Source organism: Lentzea sp. NPDC051213 (genome assembly GCF_044455585.1).
Classification (GTDB): Bacteria; Actinomycetota; Actinomycetes; order Mycobacteriales; family Pseudonocardiaceae; genus Lentzea.
In genome coordinates this window covers 428,862-444,037 of the sequence record NZ_JBITEX010000005.1, presented here as the reverse complement: position 1 = coordinate 444,037, position 15,176 = coordinate 428,862, and the positions used below count along the sequence as shown (strand labels likewise).

The following is a 15,176-nucleotide window of genomic DNA, read 5'->3' as shown; positions in this document are numbered from 1 at the left end:
GAGATCAGTCCTCCTTGTTCTTGGCGGTGTTCTCCCGCCGGAAAGATTCGTAAACGTCGAGCAGCACCTGCTTCTGCCGCTCGCTCAGATCGGTCGCGGCGACGATGGCGTCCGCCAACGCACCGCCTTCGCGTTGCTGGAGGATCCCGGCCTCGACGTAAAGCACTTCGGCCGAGATGCGCAGCCCTTTGGCGATCTGTTGAAGGATCTCCGCAGATGGCTTGCGCAGTCCTCGCTCGATCTGGCTGAGGTACGGGTTGGAGACACCCGCCTGCTTTGCCAGTTCCCGCAAGGAGATCTTGGCGGTGTTGCGTTGCTCGCGGATGTACTCACCGATGTTGCGGCCGAGGTCCGCGACTGCTTTGTCGATGGACTTGTCCACTGTTCCCGCTCCCGTTCCTCGTGCCACCAACTACGTTAGCGAGGAGTGCTAGCTCTTGCAAGCACCCTGCTAGCAATCGCTGCGTGTGCTCCGCCACAGGGATACCGTTGTGGGTGACATGGACGACGCCGGGGCCTTGCGCGCCGAGCTGGTGGACCAGCTGCTCGGTGACGGTGTGCTGCGCGATTCCAAGTGGCTCAAGGCTTTCCGGGCGGTACCACGGCACGAGTTCCTGCCGCGGTTCTACCGTCAGCTGCACAACGGTGACTGGGAGCACGTCACCGCAGAGCACCCGGATTGGCTGAGACTCGTCTACGCCGATCGGGTGTGGGTTACCCAGTTCGACGGCGACGACACGGTGACCGGCGGCACACCGACCTGTTCGTCGAGCATGCCCACGATCATGGCGATCATGCTGGAGGCCCTGGAAGTCCACAACGGACAGACGGTCCTCGAGGTCGGTACCGGCACCGGCTACAACGCTGCTCTACTTTGCCACGCCGTGGGTTCGGCGAACGTGACCACGGTCGACATCGATCCGAACATCTCGCAACGGGCGAGAGAACACCTACACCGCAACGGGTTCACCCCGACGTGCGTCACGGGCGACGGCGCACTCGGCCATCCGGGGCGTGCGCCGTACGACCGTCTGCTCGCCACCTGTTCCGTCTCGAGGATCCCACCCGCCTGGCTGGAGCAGACGAGACCCGGCGGCCTCGTCGTCACCACCCTGCACCGGCCGATCGGCGCGGGCCTCGTCCGGATCGTGTCGAACGGTGACGGCACGGGCGAGGGCCAGGTGCTCGTCGAGGACGGCCGCTTCATGCCGATGCGCGCCCACGCCACACCGCCCATGCTCGCCGGTGCCGGCGAGTACGAACGCCGCGCCACCACGTTGTCGCTGGACACCGTGGGCAACGCGGCCAGCCCGTTCGAGTTCTTCGCGGGCATCGCGCTGCCGGAGGTGGTCGGCGGGCACAACTGGCTGGCCCACCCGGACGGTTCCTGGGTGCACCACCACGGCTCGCACGTCGACCAGGGCGGGCCGCGGCGCCTGTGGGACCTCGCCGAGCAGGCCATCGTCGAATGGCGCGATCTGGGCAAGCCCCGCCGGCACCAGTTCGGGCTCACGGTGGGGCCCGACGGCCAGTTCCTGACACTCGACGACCTGAGGTGGCCGCTGTGATCGACAACGAACGTCACGACACGAGTCACTGAATCGACACCGGGCGGATGCGGTGCGTCATGATGCGCGCATGTCCAGATTCCGCCAGCAGGCATTGCTGGCCGGTTGCGTGCTGACCGCGTTGCTCACCGCGGCCGGTCTGTTCGTGACCGACCACGGCATCAACCCGCACGTGTGGCTGATCGTTCTCGCGCTGGCGTTCCTGGGCCTCCTGGCTTTACTCGACCCGTGGGTGCGGCGCAGGCACAACGCCGAGCTGAGCACGGACGAGCACCTGGACGCGGCGTGCCGGGCGCTCGCCGTCGGCCTGCAGGCGCAGTGGAACGAGGAGGTGCGCTCGCGCGGCCTCACCGACCCGGACGTGCTGGACCTGCACTGGACCGCGTCGGAGCTGGACGTGAGCGACGAGCCGGACGCTCCGCCGGGACGCAGCGACGCGGTGGTGGGCGCGTTCGAACGGCAGATCAACCGCAGGATGGTGGTCATCGGCGAGGCCGGGACCGGCAAGACGACGGTCGCGATGCTGCTGACGTGCGGCCTGCTGGACCGCTACGACGGCGGGATGGTGCCGGTCCTGCTGCCGCTCTCGACGTGGAACCCGGCGGTCGAGGACATCCGCACATGGCTGACGCGCAGGCTGTACGAGGACCATCCGGCGTTGCGCAACACCGAGCTGTACGGCAGCTACGCCGCTGATCTGCTGGTCGAGCAGCACAAGGTGCTGCCCGTGCTGGACGGGCTCGACGACATCCCCGGTCACCAGCGCGCGGACGCGCTGACGCGGATCGCGAAGGCATTCCCGGCGAGCCGGCCGCTGGTGCTGACCTGCCGCACGGCCGAGTTCGAGCAGGCCGTGCACCTCGCCGGCCCCGTGCCGGGCGCGGACGTCGTCGAACTGACCCCGCTCGACCTGGAGGAGGTCGCCGCCTACCTGCGGGCCAGCGCGGACACGGTGAGCGCGGCGCGGTGGGAGCCTGTGTTCATCCACCTGCGCGAGGAACCGGACGGCCGGCTCGCGGACGCGTTGTGCACGCCGCTGACGATGTGGCTGGCCAGCATGGTCTACGCGGACTCCGAGGCCGAGCCCACCGAACTGCTGGACCGCGGCCGATTCCCGGACGCGCGAGCCATCTCCGACCACCTGTGCGACGAGCTGGTGTCGCGGGCGTTCGGCAACAGGGCGGCCGCGCACCACGCGAAGACGACGCAGGTCTGGCCACGTGACCGGGCCCGCCGGTGGCTCGAGTTCCTCGCGCACGAGATGCGCGACCGGGACATCCGCGAGCTGGCCTGGTGGGAGCTGCGCCGTTCGGTCGGCAACACCTGGCTCGCCGTGCTCGGTGCACTGGTGCTGGGCGCGATCGGCGGGTTCGGGGTCGGCTGGCTGATGGCGTACTCGATCACGCCGTCGCTCGCCCCGATCACCGGCCTGGTAGCGGGCATCGCCGTCGGCGCGGCCGCGCTGACCGCGTCGCAGGAACGCAAAGCCAAGCCGCGCCTGGGAATCTGGCGCAGCCTGCTGCTCGTCCCCGGCGTGCTCGGACTCGCCGCCGGACTCGTCTTCGGTGCGCTGTACGGACTTTCCGCCGGTCTGGTGGTCGGTCTCGGCATCGCGGTGGCGGTGGCGCTGCGGTTCGCGCTGTCGAGCTCGGCCGAGCTCTCCCAGGCCTCCAGTCCTCAGTGGACGATGTCGCGCGACCGGATCGCGGTGTGGACCGGATCTCTCGTGCTGGCCGTGGTGTTCGGCTCGGCGGCGGCACTGGTGTTCGGCCCCGGCCAGACCGGAATGGTCGGGCTGGGCCTGGCCTCCGGGCTGATGCTCGGGTTCGCGCTGGCCGTGCTGCACCTGCGGTGGTGGTGGTTCACCGTCGCGCGCATCTGGCTCGCCACGCGCGGGAAGCTGCCGTGGGAACTGATGGTGTTCCTCGAAGACTCACGCAAGCTGGGCGTGCTCTGCCGGGCGGGAGCCTGCTACCAGTTCCGGCACGGACTGGTGCAGGACCGCCTGGCAGAGCACGAGGTGACTACTCGGTCCGCAGCCCAAGTGCTCCGGTCGCCCTTCTCAGCGAAGGCAACGTCAGAGCAGTGACCAGCACGACCAGCCCGACCGAGATACCGGTGACGACCCCGATGCCAGCCCAGTCGTAGGCCACCTCGGCGTCGAACACCCGCGTGACCAGCACACCGAGCAGGATTCCGGTGCCCACCGACACCACCGTGGAGATCACCAGCGGGATCGCGTTCTGCCACACCAGGGACCCGGCGAGCGTGCGGCGGGGCACCCCGCTGGCCGCCATCGCGGCGAGCGGCCGACGTCGTTCCCGCACCTGCTCCAGACCCACGACCAGCAGCGATGCCCCGGCGAGCAGCAACGTGAGCAGCGCGGCCGCGTACAACGCCTTGCGCACGACCCCGAAGACCTGCTCGATCTCGGCCGAGGCGTCCTGGCCGCTGTAGTAGGTGAAGACCCGCCACGAGTAGGGCGCGATGGCGTTGCGCACGTGCTCGGCGACGTCCGGCACGGACTGGTCGAGCTCGACCTTCAGCTCGACGGACGCTCTGGTGAGATCGATGCCCTTGGCGGCGGCCGGCGTGACGAACAGGCCGCTGCTGGTGCCCGTCGTGACCTCCAGCGGCGGCACCGTCCAGGTGGCGCCGGTCTCGCGAAGCTTGAGCGAGTCGCCTGCCTTGAGCTCGTCGGCACCGTTCCCCAACGGCACGAAGTAGGCCTTGCCGTCCTCACAGTTCGGGACGGTGGCCGTGGACTTGAGCGCGGCGCACGAACCGATGGAAACGGTGCCGTACCTGCGGTCGGACGTCTGCCCGTAGGTGCGCAACAGGGAGTGCACACCCACAACGCCATGGGTCTTGGCCAGGACTTCTGGCAACTCCGGGAGCTTGACCGTTTCGTTCACGGTGACGTTGAGGTGCCGGTCGCCCATCTGCACCTTCTGCTCGGCCCGGATCTCGTGCTCGACGCCCGCGAGGATCACCTGCAGCGTCACGGTTCCGGCGAGCACCACCGCCACGCCGCCCACGACCCGCGCCGCCGTACCCGCGTCGAGCTGCAACCGGCGCACGGCCAGCTGCAACGCGGGCGTGGCGCCGCTCATCCGGTGCACGACCCGTTCGACCAGCCACGGCAGCAACACCGGGATGGCGAACATCAACAGCACCACACCGGCGATGATCGGCCACTGGTCGGGCTTCGACTGGGCGCCGAGCTTGCCGAACTGGCTCGCCAGCAACGCCGCGCCGGCCAGCGCGGGCACGACCCGCCACCAGAGCCTGCGCCTGACGGGCTTCTGCTCGCGCACCACGCCGAGCGGTTCGATGATCGTCCGGCGCATGGCGAACACCGAGGTCAGCACGGCCAGCACCGGCACCGCGAGCACGACCGTGAGGGTCAGCGGCAACGTCGGCGTGAGGTCGCTCGGGAAGGACGCGACCTCGGGCAGCGGAATGTCGTCGGCGAGCGGCCGGACCGCGAACATCAGCCCGAAGCCGATCACGAGCCCGGCCAGCGCACCGGCCAGCGCCTCACCGGACGCGATCAGCCGCACCCGCGTCGCACCGGCCCCGACCAGCCGCAACGCCGCCAGCCTGCGGTCGCGCTGGGCCGCGGCGAGCCTGGTCGCGACGCTGATGAACACCAGCACCGGGAACAGCAGCACGACCGCGGCGACGACGCTGAGCATCAGCAGGATCGTCGGCAGTCCTCCGCCACGACCCGTCTGCCCGAACGCGTGGACCTGGTTGGTCTCGCTCGGTGCGATCTTCGCGTCGCCCGCGAGGAACCGCAGATCCTGCGGACCGTCCATGCCCGCCTGCGCGAACGTGCCGATGACCTTCTGCGGGAACCTCGGCCGCAGCAGTTCGCCCTCCTGGCTCGCCAGCAGGGCCGCGAGCCGTGGCGACACGATGATCTCGCCGTCGGCCGGCAGCCTGTCCACGCCGGGCGGCTTGGGCGCGTCCTGCGCGAGCACGCGCACGTAGGAGCCGCGGACGTAGTCCGAGCGGTACGCCACCGCCCCGTTCTCCAGCAGCAGCGGCGCGGGACCGGAGCCCTCCGTCACGGCCTCGCGGGCGGCCGTGCGCAGGTCGCGGTTGCCGAAGGTGGTCGGCAGCGAGGCCGCGAGCAGCAGCACCGCCACGCACATCCCGATGCCGGCGCCTTGGAGCGCGAGCCTCACCCAGGACTTCCGGCTGCCCCCGACGGCCAGCCGGACTCCCAGGGCGAGATCGCTGAGCACGCGGTTCACCTGACGAACTCCACGTCCCGCGAACGACCGTCACGAACCACGACCTCGCGGTCGGAGTAGGCGGCGACCCGCGGCTCGTGCGTGACCAGCACTACCGCCGCACCGGTTTCGCGGGCCGCGGTCGTGAGCAGGTGCATCACCCGCTCGCCGTTGAGCGAGTCGAGCGCACCGGTCGGTTCGTCGGCGAAGATCACCTTCGGCGACGTGACCAGCGCGCGGGCCACCGCGACCCGTTGCCCCTGGCCACCGGAGGTCTCCCCGGGCCGTTGGTCGGCGACCATGTCGACCTCCAGCCGGGCCATCCACTCGTTCGCGGCCCGTTCGGCGTCCTTGCGCTTCATCCCGCTCAGCCTCAACGGCAGCGCGACGTTCTCCAGGCAGGTCAGCTCCGGCACCAGCTGGCCGAACTGGAAGACGAACCCGAACTCGGTGCGCCGCAGTTCGCTGCGAGCGCCGTCGTTCATCGAGGTCAGCTCGCGGTCCCGATAGGTGACCGTGCCGGCGTCCGGCGGCAGGATGCCCGCGAGGCAGTGCAGCAGGGTGGACTTGCCCGACCCGGACGGGCCCATGATCGCGACGACCTCGCCCTCGCGGATCGAGATGCCCGCCCCGTCGAGCGCGTGGGTCTTCCCGAACGACTTGTGCAGGCCCTCGGCTCTCAACAGGCTCATCGGGCCACCTCCTCGGCGAGTTTGTCGAGGCGGGCCGCGGTCAGTTCGAGCCACCGCAGGTCGGCTTCGAGGTGGAACAGGGCGAAGTCGCAGATGAGCTGGTCGGCGAGATCGCCGTCGGTCTTGCGCTTGGTGAGTTCGCGCATCGTGGTGAGGTGCGCGGCGCGTTGCGTGTCGAGCACCTCCGCGGCACTGCGGCCGGACAGCAGGGCCAGCACGACCTTCGCGTACAGGGTGTTCTGCAGGTACGGCTCCGGCTTCTCCGGAGTGCCCAGCCACCGCTCGACATCAGTGACACCGGCGTCCGTGATCGCGTACCGCTTGCGGTCCGGGCCATCACCCGACTCCACGCCCGCCTCGGTCACGAGGCCGTTCTTCAGCAGTCTCGACAGGGTCGAATACACCTGTCCGTAGTGCAGGGGCCGGTCCTGGCCGAAGCGCTCGTCGTAGGCGCGCTTGAGGTCATAACCGTGCCTTGGACCGCCCTCTAGCAGCCCCAACAGTGCGTGTCCGATCGACATGAGAGGCACTATACACACTATGTATACACCCGGTGTATTCATCAGATGCCCTGACGAGCACCGGCCGTGGCGCCTACAGTGGTGGGGTGACTGGTCTGACTGTCGGCTGGGATCACGACGTCGAGCTGCTGCTCGACTTCCTGAACACTCGACACGTACTGGACAGTGAAGCCTCCTGGCGCGCGTGGGTGACCGAACGCGGCCTCGGGCGGAGCGGGGAAATCGCACAGGCGCGCGCCGCGCGGGCAGCGCTGCGCTCGTCCATCGAGGGGTCGTCAGGCCCGCAGACGGCGGCAGGCGTCGTCCACATCGAGCTGACCGACGGCGTGCCGATGCTCGCGAGCAGCGATGCTCTGGGTGCCGTGCTCGCCTCGTCGGCCCGGCTGGCGGTGCTGGGGTCGTGGGAACGGCTCAAGATCTGCCCGGCCGACGACTGCCTGCGCGCGTTCTTCGACAGGTCCCGCAACCGCTCGCGCACGTGGTGCTCGATGCAGGTGTGCGGGAACCGGGAGAAGGCCCGCACGTTCCGAAAACGAACGCGAGCCCAGAACACGCCTCAGAACAGCACGCTGGCCACGGTGTAGATCACCAGGCCGGCGAGCGCGCCGACCACCGTGCCGTTGATGCGGATGAACTGCAGGTCCCTGCCGACCTGCAGTTCGATCTTGCGCGAGGTCTCCTCGGCGTCCCAGCGCTCGACCGTGTCCGTGATGAGCGTGGTGATCTCCGCGCGGTAGTTGCCGACCACGTACCCGGCGGCCTGCTCCAGCCAGCCGTCGACCTTCGCGCGCAGCTCGGGGTCGTCGGTGAGGTTCGTGCCGAGCGTGATCAACCCCTGGGTGACGCGCTTGCGGAGTTCGCTGGACGGGTCCTCGGCGGCGTCGATCAGCATCTTCTTCGCCGTGCCCCACGCGGACTCGATCAGGCGCTGCACGTCCGGGTGGGTGATCACCTGCTGCTTGACCTGCTCGGCGCGCTGCATCGTGACCGGGTCGGTCTGCATGTCGCCGGAGAACTCGATCAGGAACTGGTCCACGGCGAGGCGCATCGGGTGGTTGACGTCGGTCTTGACCGCCCAGGCGAAGTTGACCAGCTCGGCGTAGACCTTGTCGCCGAGCAGCGCGTCGACGAACTTGGGCGACCAGGTCGGCGCCCGGTCCGTGACGATCAGGCTGACCTTGTCGTAGTTGTCGCGCACCCACTCGTAGGCCCGGTCGCACATCAGGTCGACGAGCTTGTGGTGCGCGCCGTCGGTGAGGACCTGGCCGAGGAGCTTGCCCAGCGGCGGCCCCCAGGGCTTTTCGGTCACCCGCTTGACGATCGCGTGCTCGAGAACCGCCTGGACCTCGTCGTCCTTGAGGACCGTGATGGCGCCCTTGATGACGTTCGAGAGCTCGTTGGTGAGGCGCTCGGCGTTCTCCGGTTCCTTGATCCAGGCACCGGCCCGCTCCGCGATGCCCGCGCGTCGGAGCTTGTCCTGGACGATCTCGGGGCTCAGGAAGTTCACGCCCACGAAGTCGCCGAGCGTCTTGCCGAACATGTTCTTGCGGGTGGGGATGATCGCCGTGTGCGGGATCGGCAGGCCCAGCGGCCGCTTGAACAGCGCGGTGACCGCGAACCAGTCCGCGAGCGCGCCGACCATGCCCGCCTCGGCCGCGGCCCTGACGTAACCGACCCAGGCTCCTTCGAACGCGTGCGTGGCGAAGAAGATGACCGTCGCGCCTATCAGGAAGCTCGTCGCGACGAGCTTCATCCGGCGCAGCTCAGTGCGCTTTTGCTGGTCAGCGACGGTCAGTTGCTCCACAGGCCCATTGTCCGTGAAGATCCTGCGTTGTGCGGGTACCAGCGCTAGTCCCTCGTTTGCAGCCGTTCACGTCGACGATCTTCGCGGAGATGACGGCGCTGGCCGTGCAGCACGACGCGGTGAACCTCGGTCAGGGCTTCCCCGACACCGACGGCCCGGAGTCGATGCTCCAGGCCGCGTGTTCGGCGATCTCCTCCGGCGTGAACCAGTACCCGCCGGGTCCGGGCATGCCGGTCCTGCGCAACGCGATCGCCCACCACCGCTCCCGGTACGGCCTCTCCTACGACCCGGACACCGAGGTCCTGGTGACGGTCGGCGCCACCGAGGCCATCGCGGCCTCGTTGATGGCGCTGGTCGAGGCCGGCGACGAGGTGCTGCTGGTCGAGCCGTACTACGACTCCTACGCCGCTTCGGTGGCCATGGCCGGCGCGACCCGTGTCACGGTCGGCCTGCGCGAGGACGCCTCCGGCCGGTTGGCACTGGACGTCGACGCGCTGCGTGCCGCCGTCACGCCGCGGACGCGCGCGGTTCTGATCAACTCGCCGCACAACCCGACCGGCACGGTCTTCACGCTGGAAGAGCTGCAGGCCGTTGCCGCGCTGTGCGTCGAGCACGACCTGCTCGCGATCACCGACGAGGTCTACGAGCACCTGGTGTTCGACGGGCGGACGCACATCCCCCTGGCGTCGTTGCCGGGCATGGCCTCCAGAACGTTGTCGATCTCCGGCGCCGGCAAGACCTTCAACTGCACCGGCTGGAAGATCGGCTGGGTGTGCGGGCCGGCTGAGCTCGTTTCGGCCGTCCGTGCCGCCAAGCAGTTCATGACCTTCGTCGGCGGGGCGCCGTTCCAGCCCGCCGTCGCGCACGCGCTGACCGCCGAACTGGACTGGGTCGCGTCCCTGCGCGACTCGCTGGCCTCGAAGCGCGCCCGGCTGGCCGAGGGCCTGCGTGCGGCCGGTTTCGAGGTGCGTTCCTCGGAGGGCACGTACTTCATCTGCGCCGACGTGCGCCCGCTCGGCTACACGGACGGCTGGGCCCTGTGCCGCGACCTGCCCGCCCGCATCGGTGTCGCCGCCGTGCCGGTCCAGGTCTTCACCGACCACCCGGCGGACTGGCAGCACCTGATCCGGTTCGCGTTCTGCAAGCAGGACTCGGTGATCGACGAGGCCGTGGAGCGGCTCCACAAACTGTAGTTCGCCTGAGGTGCGTTTGCCATGAGGGTGACCTTCATGGACCTGAGGTCCATGAAGGTCACCCTCATGGCACTAGTTGTCCACAGGTGTGGATGAGTTCCTCCACAACTGTGGACAACCCACTTTCGAGTGACGTGTGGAGCCTTGACTCCGGAGTTCGACTCCAAATGGCATGGACTCGAACACTGAGGTGCTTCTCGCCTGGCGTTCCGGCCTCTCCGGCTGGGACGTCCTGGTCGATCGCTACTCCCGCCTGGTCTGGTCGGTGCCCAGATCGTTCCGGCTGAGCCACACCGACGCCGCCGACGTCTACCAGTGCACTTGGCTCTGCCTGGCCGAACACCTGACTCGCATTCGCCAACCCGAATCGTTGGCGGCATGGCTGGTCCGTACCGCCACGCATCACAGCATCAGGGTTGTCCGTGCGCGTGGCCGTGAGGTGCCGGTCGACCTCTGGGAACCGGAGTCGACGCTGCCCACGCCTGACGAGGTGGTGCTGGCCACCGAACGCGAGCGGCGGCTGTGGTCCGGCCTCGCCCAGCTGACGGAACGCTGCCAGCGACTGCTCCGCATCGCTGCCCACAGCCCTGAACTGAGTTATGCACAGATCGCCGATGCCCTGGGGATGAAGACGGCGTCCGTGGGTTCGACCCGCAGCCGGTGCCTGACGGCGCTGCGCCGGAAGCTGGAGGACCTGCGATGAGGGACTCGCTGCTCGACGAGATCGCCGCGCTGTTCGACGCGGACGTGCCACCGCCCGTCCTGGCTCCGCGGCCGACCGGGTTCGCACCGATGGAGGCCGTCCACGAACCGGTCCGCGGCCCGTCCCGCCAACTCGTGTTCCACGTCGGCGCCGGCCGCCTGTACCTCCAGCTGGACCCCGCGCCGGCGGGACTCCGCCTGACCGGCGTCCTGGACGACCGGGTCGCGGTCGAGGTCCGCTCGCCCGGCTCTGGTCAGGAGCTGCTGCCGGACGCCGAAGGCTGGTTCCGCGCCGACGTCACGCCGGGCCCGCTCTGCGTCACCGTGCCCGCGCTCGGCCTGACGACGGGGTGGTTCGTCGCATGAGCGCCAGCGCCGACCCGCAGGCCACCATCGCGACGACCGAGGTCCGGGGCACTCGCGCCGAACGGGCCGATGCCCTGCACGACCTCAGCATCGCCCACGTCGAACTCGGGCACCTCGACGTCGCCGCGAGGTTCGCCCGGCGCGGGTTGCGGCTGTGCGGCGAGGCCCGGTTCCACCTCACGCTGGCGTGGATCGACCTCGACCGGGGGCGCCGCGGCCAGAGCCTGCGTCACCTGGACCTCGCCACCCCACACCTGCGCGGCCGGGAGCTGGCGAGAGCGAGGTGCCTGCGCGGGCTCCACCTGTGCGGGTCGGCCGAGCCCAGGCTGGCGATCGCGGAACTCACCTCGGTGATCAGGGAGTTGCGGAGGTACGGCGACGAGCGGTGGCTCGCCAACGCGCTGGTCGGGCGCGGTATCGCCCGGTGCAGCGCGACGAAACTGACCGAGGCCGAAGCCGACTTCGCCGCGGCGCAGACGGTGCTGCAGGCGATCGGTGAACCCGGACGTGCGGCGATGTGCTTGCACAACAGGGGATTCGTCGCGATGCTCACCGGCGATCTGCCGCTCGCCCTCCGCCGGTACGAGGACGCGGCGAAGGCGGGCCTCGACTCGACGAGCCGGCCGGAAGCGCTCGTCGACCGGGCGGAGGCGTTGCTCGCCGCCGGGCTGACCACCGAGGCGCGGCGACTCCTGACGCCGGCACTCGAACTGCTGCGGCGGTGCAACCGGCACGTGCCGGAGCTGGCCGTCCTGAGCGCTCGGTGTGCGTTGCGCGATGGCGATCCTGCGCCGGCACTGCGGAGCAAGCGCACGGACGTCGAGTTCATGCTGGCCGCCGGCGAACTCGATGCTGTTGCGGCACATCGGTTTCGTGGCCCGGTGCAGACGCGGGCGCTCGGCTGGCTCGCTCAGGCCCGGCGATCCGACCGGCGTGGTGCGCTGGCCGCCTGCCGCGCGGGACTCAGGTTGCTGGACGAACACCGCGCGATGCTCACGGGCGACTGGCCGCGGCGCGAGCTGACCGGACACGCGCTCGGACTCGCCCGCACGGCGCGTGAGGTGCTGCACTGGGCTGAACAGCATCGGGCGATCCCGCCTTCACCGCTGCCACCACCGAACGCCGAGCTCGCCCGAACACTGACCGCGCTGCGCCGGACGCGCGCGCTCGGCGGTCCAGTCGAGGCGCTGGAGCGGGACGTTCGACGGCTCGCACTTGCCACGCGCCCTCGGGAGACCAAGGAAACCGTTGCGGTCCCTGACCTCCCGTTGGTGAGTTTCGTGTTCCACAAAGGACACATGCGGGCGGTGACGGTGGTCGACGGGCGAGCCCGCCTGCGTGCGATCCCGGAACCGGCCGAGCTCGTCCGCACCGCCAGACTCGCGTTGCGAGCCGGCCGCGCCGTCGCGACCGATCTCCTGCCCGAGGCCGACGAGGTCATCGTCGTTCCGGATGGCGTGCTGCACGACATGCCGTGGGCAGCCTTCAGGCCCAAGGTGCACGTCCTGCCACGACTGAGTTGCTGGCACCCGCCGGGCGGCGCAGCAGAGCGGGTGTGGATCAGCGGACCGACACTCACCCACACGGAAGTGCCTGCACTGCAACGCGAACACGGCGGAAGAATCGTCGGATCCACTGTGGAGGGAGCGCTCGCCGCCTTCGAAGGTGCCGGGATCGCGCACATCGCGGCGCACGGGCACGTCCACCCGGACAACCCGCTGTTCTCGTACCTGGAACTGGGCGACGGCCCGCTCTACGGCTACGACATCGCCCGCCTCGAGCTCCCGCCCGAGATCGTCGTCCTGTCCGCGTGCGAGTCGGGCCTGGCCCGGGCGTTCCTCGACGCGGGAACGCGGGCGGTGATCGCGAGCGTCCTCCCGGTGCCGGACGCGCGGGTCAGCGCCGCCATGGCCGAGGTGCACCGGCTCGTCGGCCATCCCGCCCAGGCCGCGAAAGCCGTGGCCCACCTGGGATTCAGCTGTTACGGCACCGGGACCAGGGTCGCCGCGTGCAGGGCGGCCGCGAACGAGGTTCCGGTGCACAACGCCTGACCGGAGCCCACGGTGGCCGGCACGTCGACTCCACCGGCGACCACGTCGACCCACGGCCCGTGCCCGGAGAACGGGGCCGCCGCACCCACAGCGATCACCGCGGGCAGAGCGGCAGGCCACCACGGGCGGGTGGTGCCGCCGTTGCCCGCCGCGGCCACCACGTTGCGGCCGCAGGCAGCCAGCACCGGCGGACATTCGTCGTTGAACGAATAGGTGCCTGAAGCCACGAGCACCACCGGAAGGTCGCGGGTGGCGCGCAGGGCGGCGGCCAGGGTCAGGTCGTCGCCGAAACCCGTGGGGCCCAGCACGGGGAACGGCCGGACGAAGGCTCCGTGGTGGCGCAGGACGCCTGCGACCAGGGCACCGTGCGGGGCGTCCAGCGAGGTGTCCAGCAGGGCGACGGTGCCTTCGCCGCGGAGTTCGGGGAGGCGTTCGCCGACCACCGGGCGGGAGGTGCCGATCATGATCGGGCAGGCGAGGTGGACGTGGTTCGGGGTGGCGCCGACCGCTGCGGCGATCTCGACGGTGCGCAGGCGGTCAGGGGCCTTCGTGTACATGCGAATGACTCCCGCGGTGATCTCCTCGTGGGAGTAGACCCCTCGCAAGCGCTTGCGCACAGTGGGTGCGTCCGCCGGGAGGACGACCAGTTCGCCCGAACGGACCAAGCATTCGTTTGGGCCTTCTGGATCGTGCACGTGCACCGGGCCGAGGGCGGCACGCGCGTGATCGACCAGCTCAGAGAGGCTGTTGACCTGCTTCAGTGCGTCCACATCGGACACCATCCCCCGCCGCGACACGGTCCACAGGGGAGCGAGGCACAACATCACTCGATCCGATGACGACACTGAGGGTGTTCATGCCTGATCAGGGCAACCCGGTCAGCCGCACGGGAACGCCCTTCCGAGTGTTTTGTGGCGAGTCGGTTCGCAAAGTCACTCACCAGTGCTAGACATAGCTCAACGTCGACCTCCGGCGGCACTGTGCGTTGGCGGTGACCTGAACGGTGGACGGGTGGTGATCCTGTGGCTGGTGGTGGAGCTGGTGCACTGCTGCTACGGGCTGCCGCGCTCGGCGGGCTCACCGCCGCCGCCTGGTTGCTGAGCGGGACGTCCGCGTCCGCGAGCCCCGAGGAACCGCCGCCGGTCGAGATCGCGATCGAGACGCCGAACCTCCTCGAAGAGGCTCCCCAGCTGCTCGACGATCCCGTGGCGTGGACCCAGTCGCTGACCGCGTCCCTGATCGACCGGCACCAGCCGGCCAGGCACCACAAGCCGCCGGTCCTCACGCAGCCGCGGGAACCGGACCCCGAAGAGCCGGCCGAGCAGGACGAGGGTCCGGTCGTCGACTTCAGCGGCGGCTCGCACAGCAACACGCGTTCCGGCACGGTGTCGAACGAGGCCCCGCCCGAGGTGATCCAGGCGAAGGCGGAGATTCGCGCCGCCAAGAAGGCCGCGAAGGCCGCCGCCGAACTGCCGGCTCCTCCGCCGCCCGCGCCGCCCGTCGTCGTCGCCGTCAAGAAGGCCGCACCGCAGCCGCTGCCGGTCCTGAACATCGCCAAGACCGAGCCGGCTCCGGCAAATGACTACAACTGGACCGCACCCGGCCAGGACGCGCCGCTGCCCGCTCCGCAGCAGGCACCGGTCGTCGCGACGGCCTCCGCGTCGTCCGGTCACACCGACAACTCCGGCGGCACGCGCGGCGTGCTCGCCGTTCTGACGTCGCACAACGCGCTGTTCCCGCCGTCCACGTGGTCGGTGGAGGAACGCAGCGACGGACGCTCGCCCGGCAGCCTTCCAGGCCTGCCCAGCACGTCACCCGACTGAGTCAGACGGGACATCTCTGCCCTCTGCGCGATTTGTGACCTCTCTTCTCCGTCGCGCGCAGTAACTCCGCCTCACATTTCCCGTTGTACGCAACGAACCCAGTCTTCCTGACCTGCCAACCGCGCCCTGGCAGGTCGGGTCTGGTCCGAGTGCCGCGCTGCCCCCGCAGTTCTCGGACCGCACGGGAAAACCTGCCTGCGGGGGACGCCAATCCC

General features: G+C 69.8%; 14 protein-coding genes. 8 read left to right on the top strand and 6 right to left on the bottom strand.

Features of this window, described 5'->3' with window-relative positions:
• Nucleotides 1–4: 4 nt before the first annotated feature.
• Entirely contained in the window at nt 5–382 is a 378-nt protein-coding gene (locus ACIA8G_RS24570; protein WP_396420993.1) for a helix-turn-helix domain-containing protein, read from the bottom strand.
• A gap of 118 nt (nt 383–500) precedes the next feature.
• Between ACIA8G_RS24570 and ACIA8G_RS24565 the strand changes: the two genes are divergently transcribed.
• Nucleotides 501–1,568 (top strand): methyltransferase domain-containing protein, encoded by a 1,068-nt coding sequence (locus ACIA8G_RS24565; RefSeq protein WP_396420992.1) that lies wholly within the window; start codon nt 501–503, stop codon nt 1,566–1,568.
• 70 nt (nt 1,569–1,638) lie between these two features.
• Nucleotides 1,639–3,657, top strand: a complete 2,019-nt coding sequence (locus tag ACIA8G_RS24560; protein WP_396420991.1) for an NACHT domain-containing protein — start codon at nt 1,639–1,641, stop codon at nt 3,655–3,657.
• Here ACIA8G_RS24560 and ACIA8G_RS24555 read toward each other — a convergent pair.
• The 3 genes from ACIA8G_RS24555 to ACIA8G_RS24545 are packed head-to-tail and all read right to left on the bottom strand — an operon-like array spanning nt 3,593 to nt 7,022.
• A complete protein-coding gene (locus ACIA8G_RS24555; protein WP_396420990.1) occupies nt 3,593–5,830 on the bottom strand; it encodes an ABC transporter permease in 2,238 nt (745 codons plus the stop codon). The two genes, ACIA8G_RS24560 and ACIA8G_RS24555, sit on opposite strands and share 65 nt — an antisense overlap.
• Nucleotides 5,827–6,501, bottom strand: a complete 675-nt coding sequence (locus ACIA8G_RS24550; RefSeq protein ID WP_396420989.1) for an ABC transporter ATP-binding protein — start codon at nt 6,499–6,501, stop codon at nt 5,827–5,829. Before ACIA8G_RS24550 ends, ACIA8G_RS24555 begins: the two co-directional genes overlap by 4 nt.
• Nucleotides 6,498–7,022, bottom strand: coding sequence for a PadR family transcriptional regulator (locus tag ACIA8G_RS24545; protein ID WP_396420988.1), 525 nt, complete (start codon nt 7,020–7,022; stop codon nt 6,498–6,500). The genes ACIA8G_RS24550 and ACIA8G_RS24545 overlap by 4 nt, the downstream gene beginning before the upstream one ends.
• An 86-nt stretch (nt 7,023–7,108) precedes the next feature.
• Between ACIA8G_RS24545 and ACIA8G_RS24540 the strand changes: the two genes are divergently transcribed.
• Nucleotides 7,109–7,606, top strand: coding sequence for a CGNR zinc finger domain-containing protein (locus ACIA8G_RS24540; protein ID WP_396420987.1), 498 nt, complete (start codon nt 7,109–7,111; stop codon nt 7,604–7,606).
• Here ACIA8G_RS24540 and ACIA8G_RS24535 read toward each other — a convergent pair.
• A complete protein-coding gene (locus ACIA8G_RS24535; protein ID WP_396421270.1) occupies nt 7,579–8,775 on the bottom strand; it encodes a DUF445 domain-containing protein in 1,197 nt (398 codons plus the stop codon). The genes ACIA8G_RS24540 and ACIA8G_RS24535 overlap by 28 nt on opposite strands.
• Before the next feature lie 80 nt (nt 8,776–8,855).
• Between ACIA8G_RS24535 and ACIA8G_RS24530 the strand changes: the two genes are divergently transcribed.
• The 4 genes from ACIA8G_RS24530 to ACIA8G_RS24515 all read left to right on the top strand — a co-directional run bounded on the left by ACIA8G_RS24530 (nt 8,856) and on the right by ACIA8G_RS24515 (nt 13,138).
• On the top strand, nt 8,856–10,019 hold the full coding sequence (locus ACIA8G_RS24530) for a pyridoxal phosphate-dependent aminotransferase (protein ID WP_396420986.1): 1,164 nt from the start codon (nt 8,856–8,858) through the stop codon (nt 10,017–10,019).
• A 172-nt stretch (nt 10,020–10,191) separates the two neighbouring features.
• Complete coding sequence (locus ACIA8G_RS24525) at nt 10,192–10,722, top strand: RNA polymerase sigma factor (protein ID WP_396420985.1); 531 nt, start codon at nt 10,192–10,194, stop codon at nt 10,720–10,722.
• Nucleotides 10,719–11,087 carry a hypothetical protein gene (locus ACIA8G_RS24520; protein WP_396420984.1) on the top strand — a complete coding sequence of 123 codons (369 nt, stop codon included), beginning with the start codon at nt 10,719–10,721 and terminating at the stop codon, nt 11,085–11,087. Before ACIA8G_RS24525 ends, ACIA8G_RS24520 begins: the two co-directional genes overlap by 4 nt.
• Entirely contained in the window at nt 11,084–13,138 is a 2,055-nt protein-coding gene (locus tag ACIA8G_RS24515) for a CHAT domain-containing protein (protein WP_396420983.1), read from the top strand. The genes ACIA8G_RS24520 and ACIA8G_RS24515 overlap by 4 nt, the downstream gene beginning before the upstream one ends.
• Here the strand turns inward: ACIA8G_RS24515 and ACIA8G_RS24510 are convergent.
• Nucleotides 13,069–13,908, bottom strand: a complete 840-nt coding sequence (locus ACIA8G_RS24510) for a S8/S53 family peptidase (RefSeq protein ID WP_396420982.1) — start codon at nt 13,906–13,908, stop codon at nt 13,069–13,071. The genes ACIA8G_RS24515 and ACIA8G_RS24510 overlap by 70 nt on opposite strands.
• A gap of 252 nt (nt 13,909–14,160) precedes the next feature.
• Here ACIA8G_RS24510 and ACIA8G_RS24505 point away from each other — a divergent pair, with 252 nt between their 5' ends.
• Nucleotides 14,161–14,961, top strand: a complete 801-nt coding sequence (locus ACIA8G_RS24505; RefSeq protein ID WP_396420981.1) for a hypothetical protein — start codon at nt 14,161–14,163, stop codon at nt 14,959–14,961.
• The last annotated feature ends 215 nt before the right edge of the window (nt 14,962–15,176 follow it).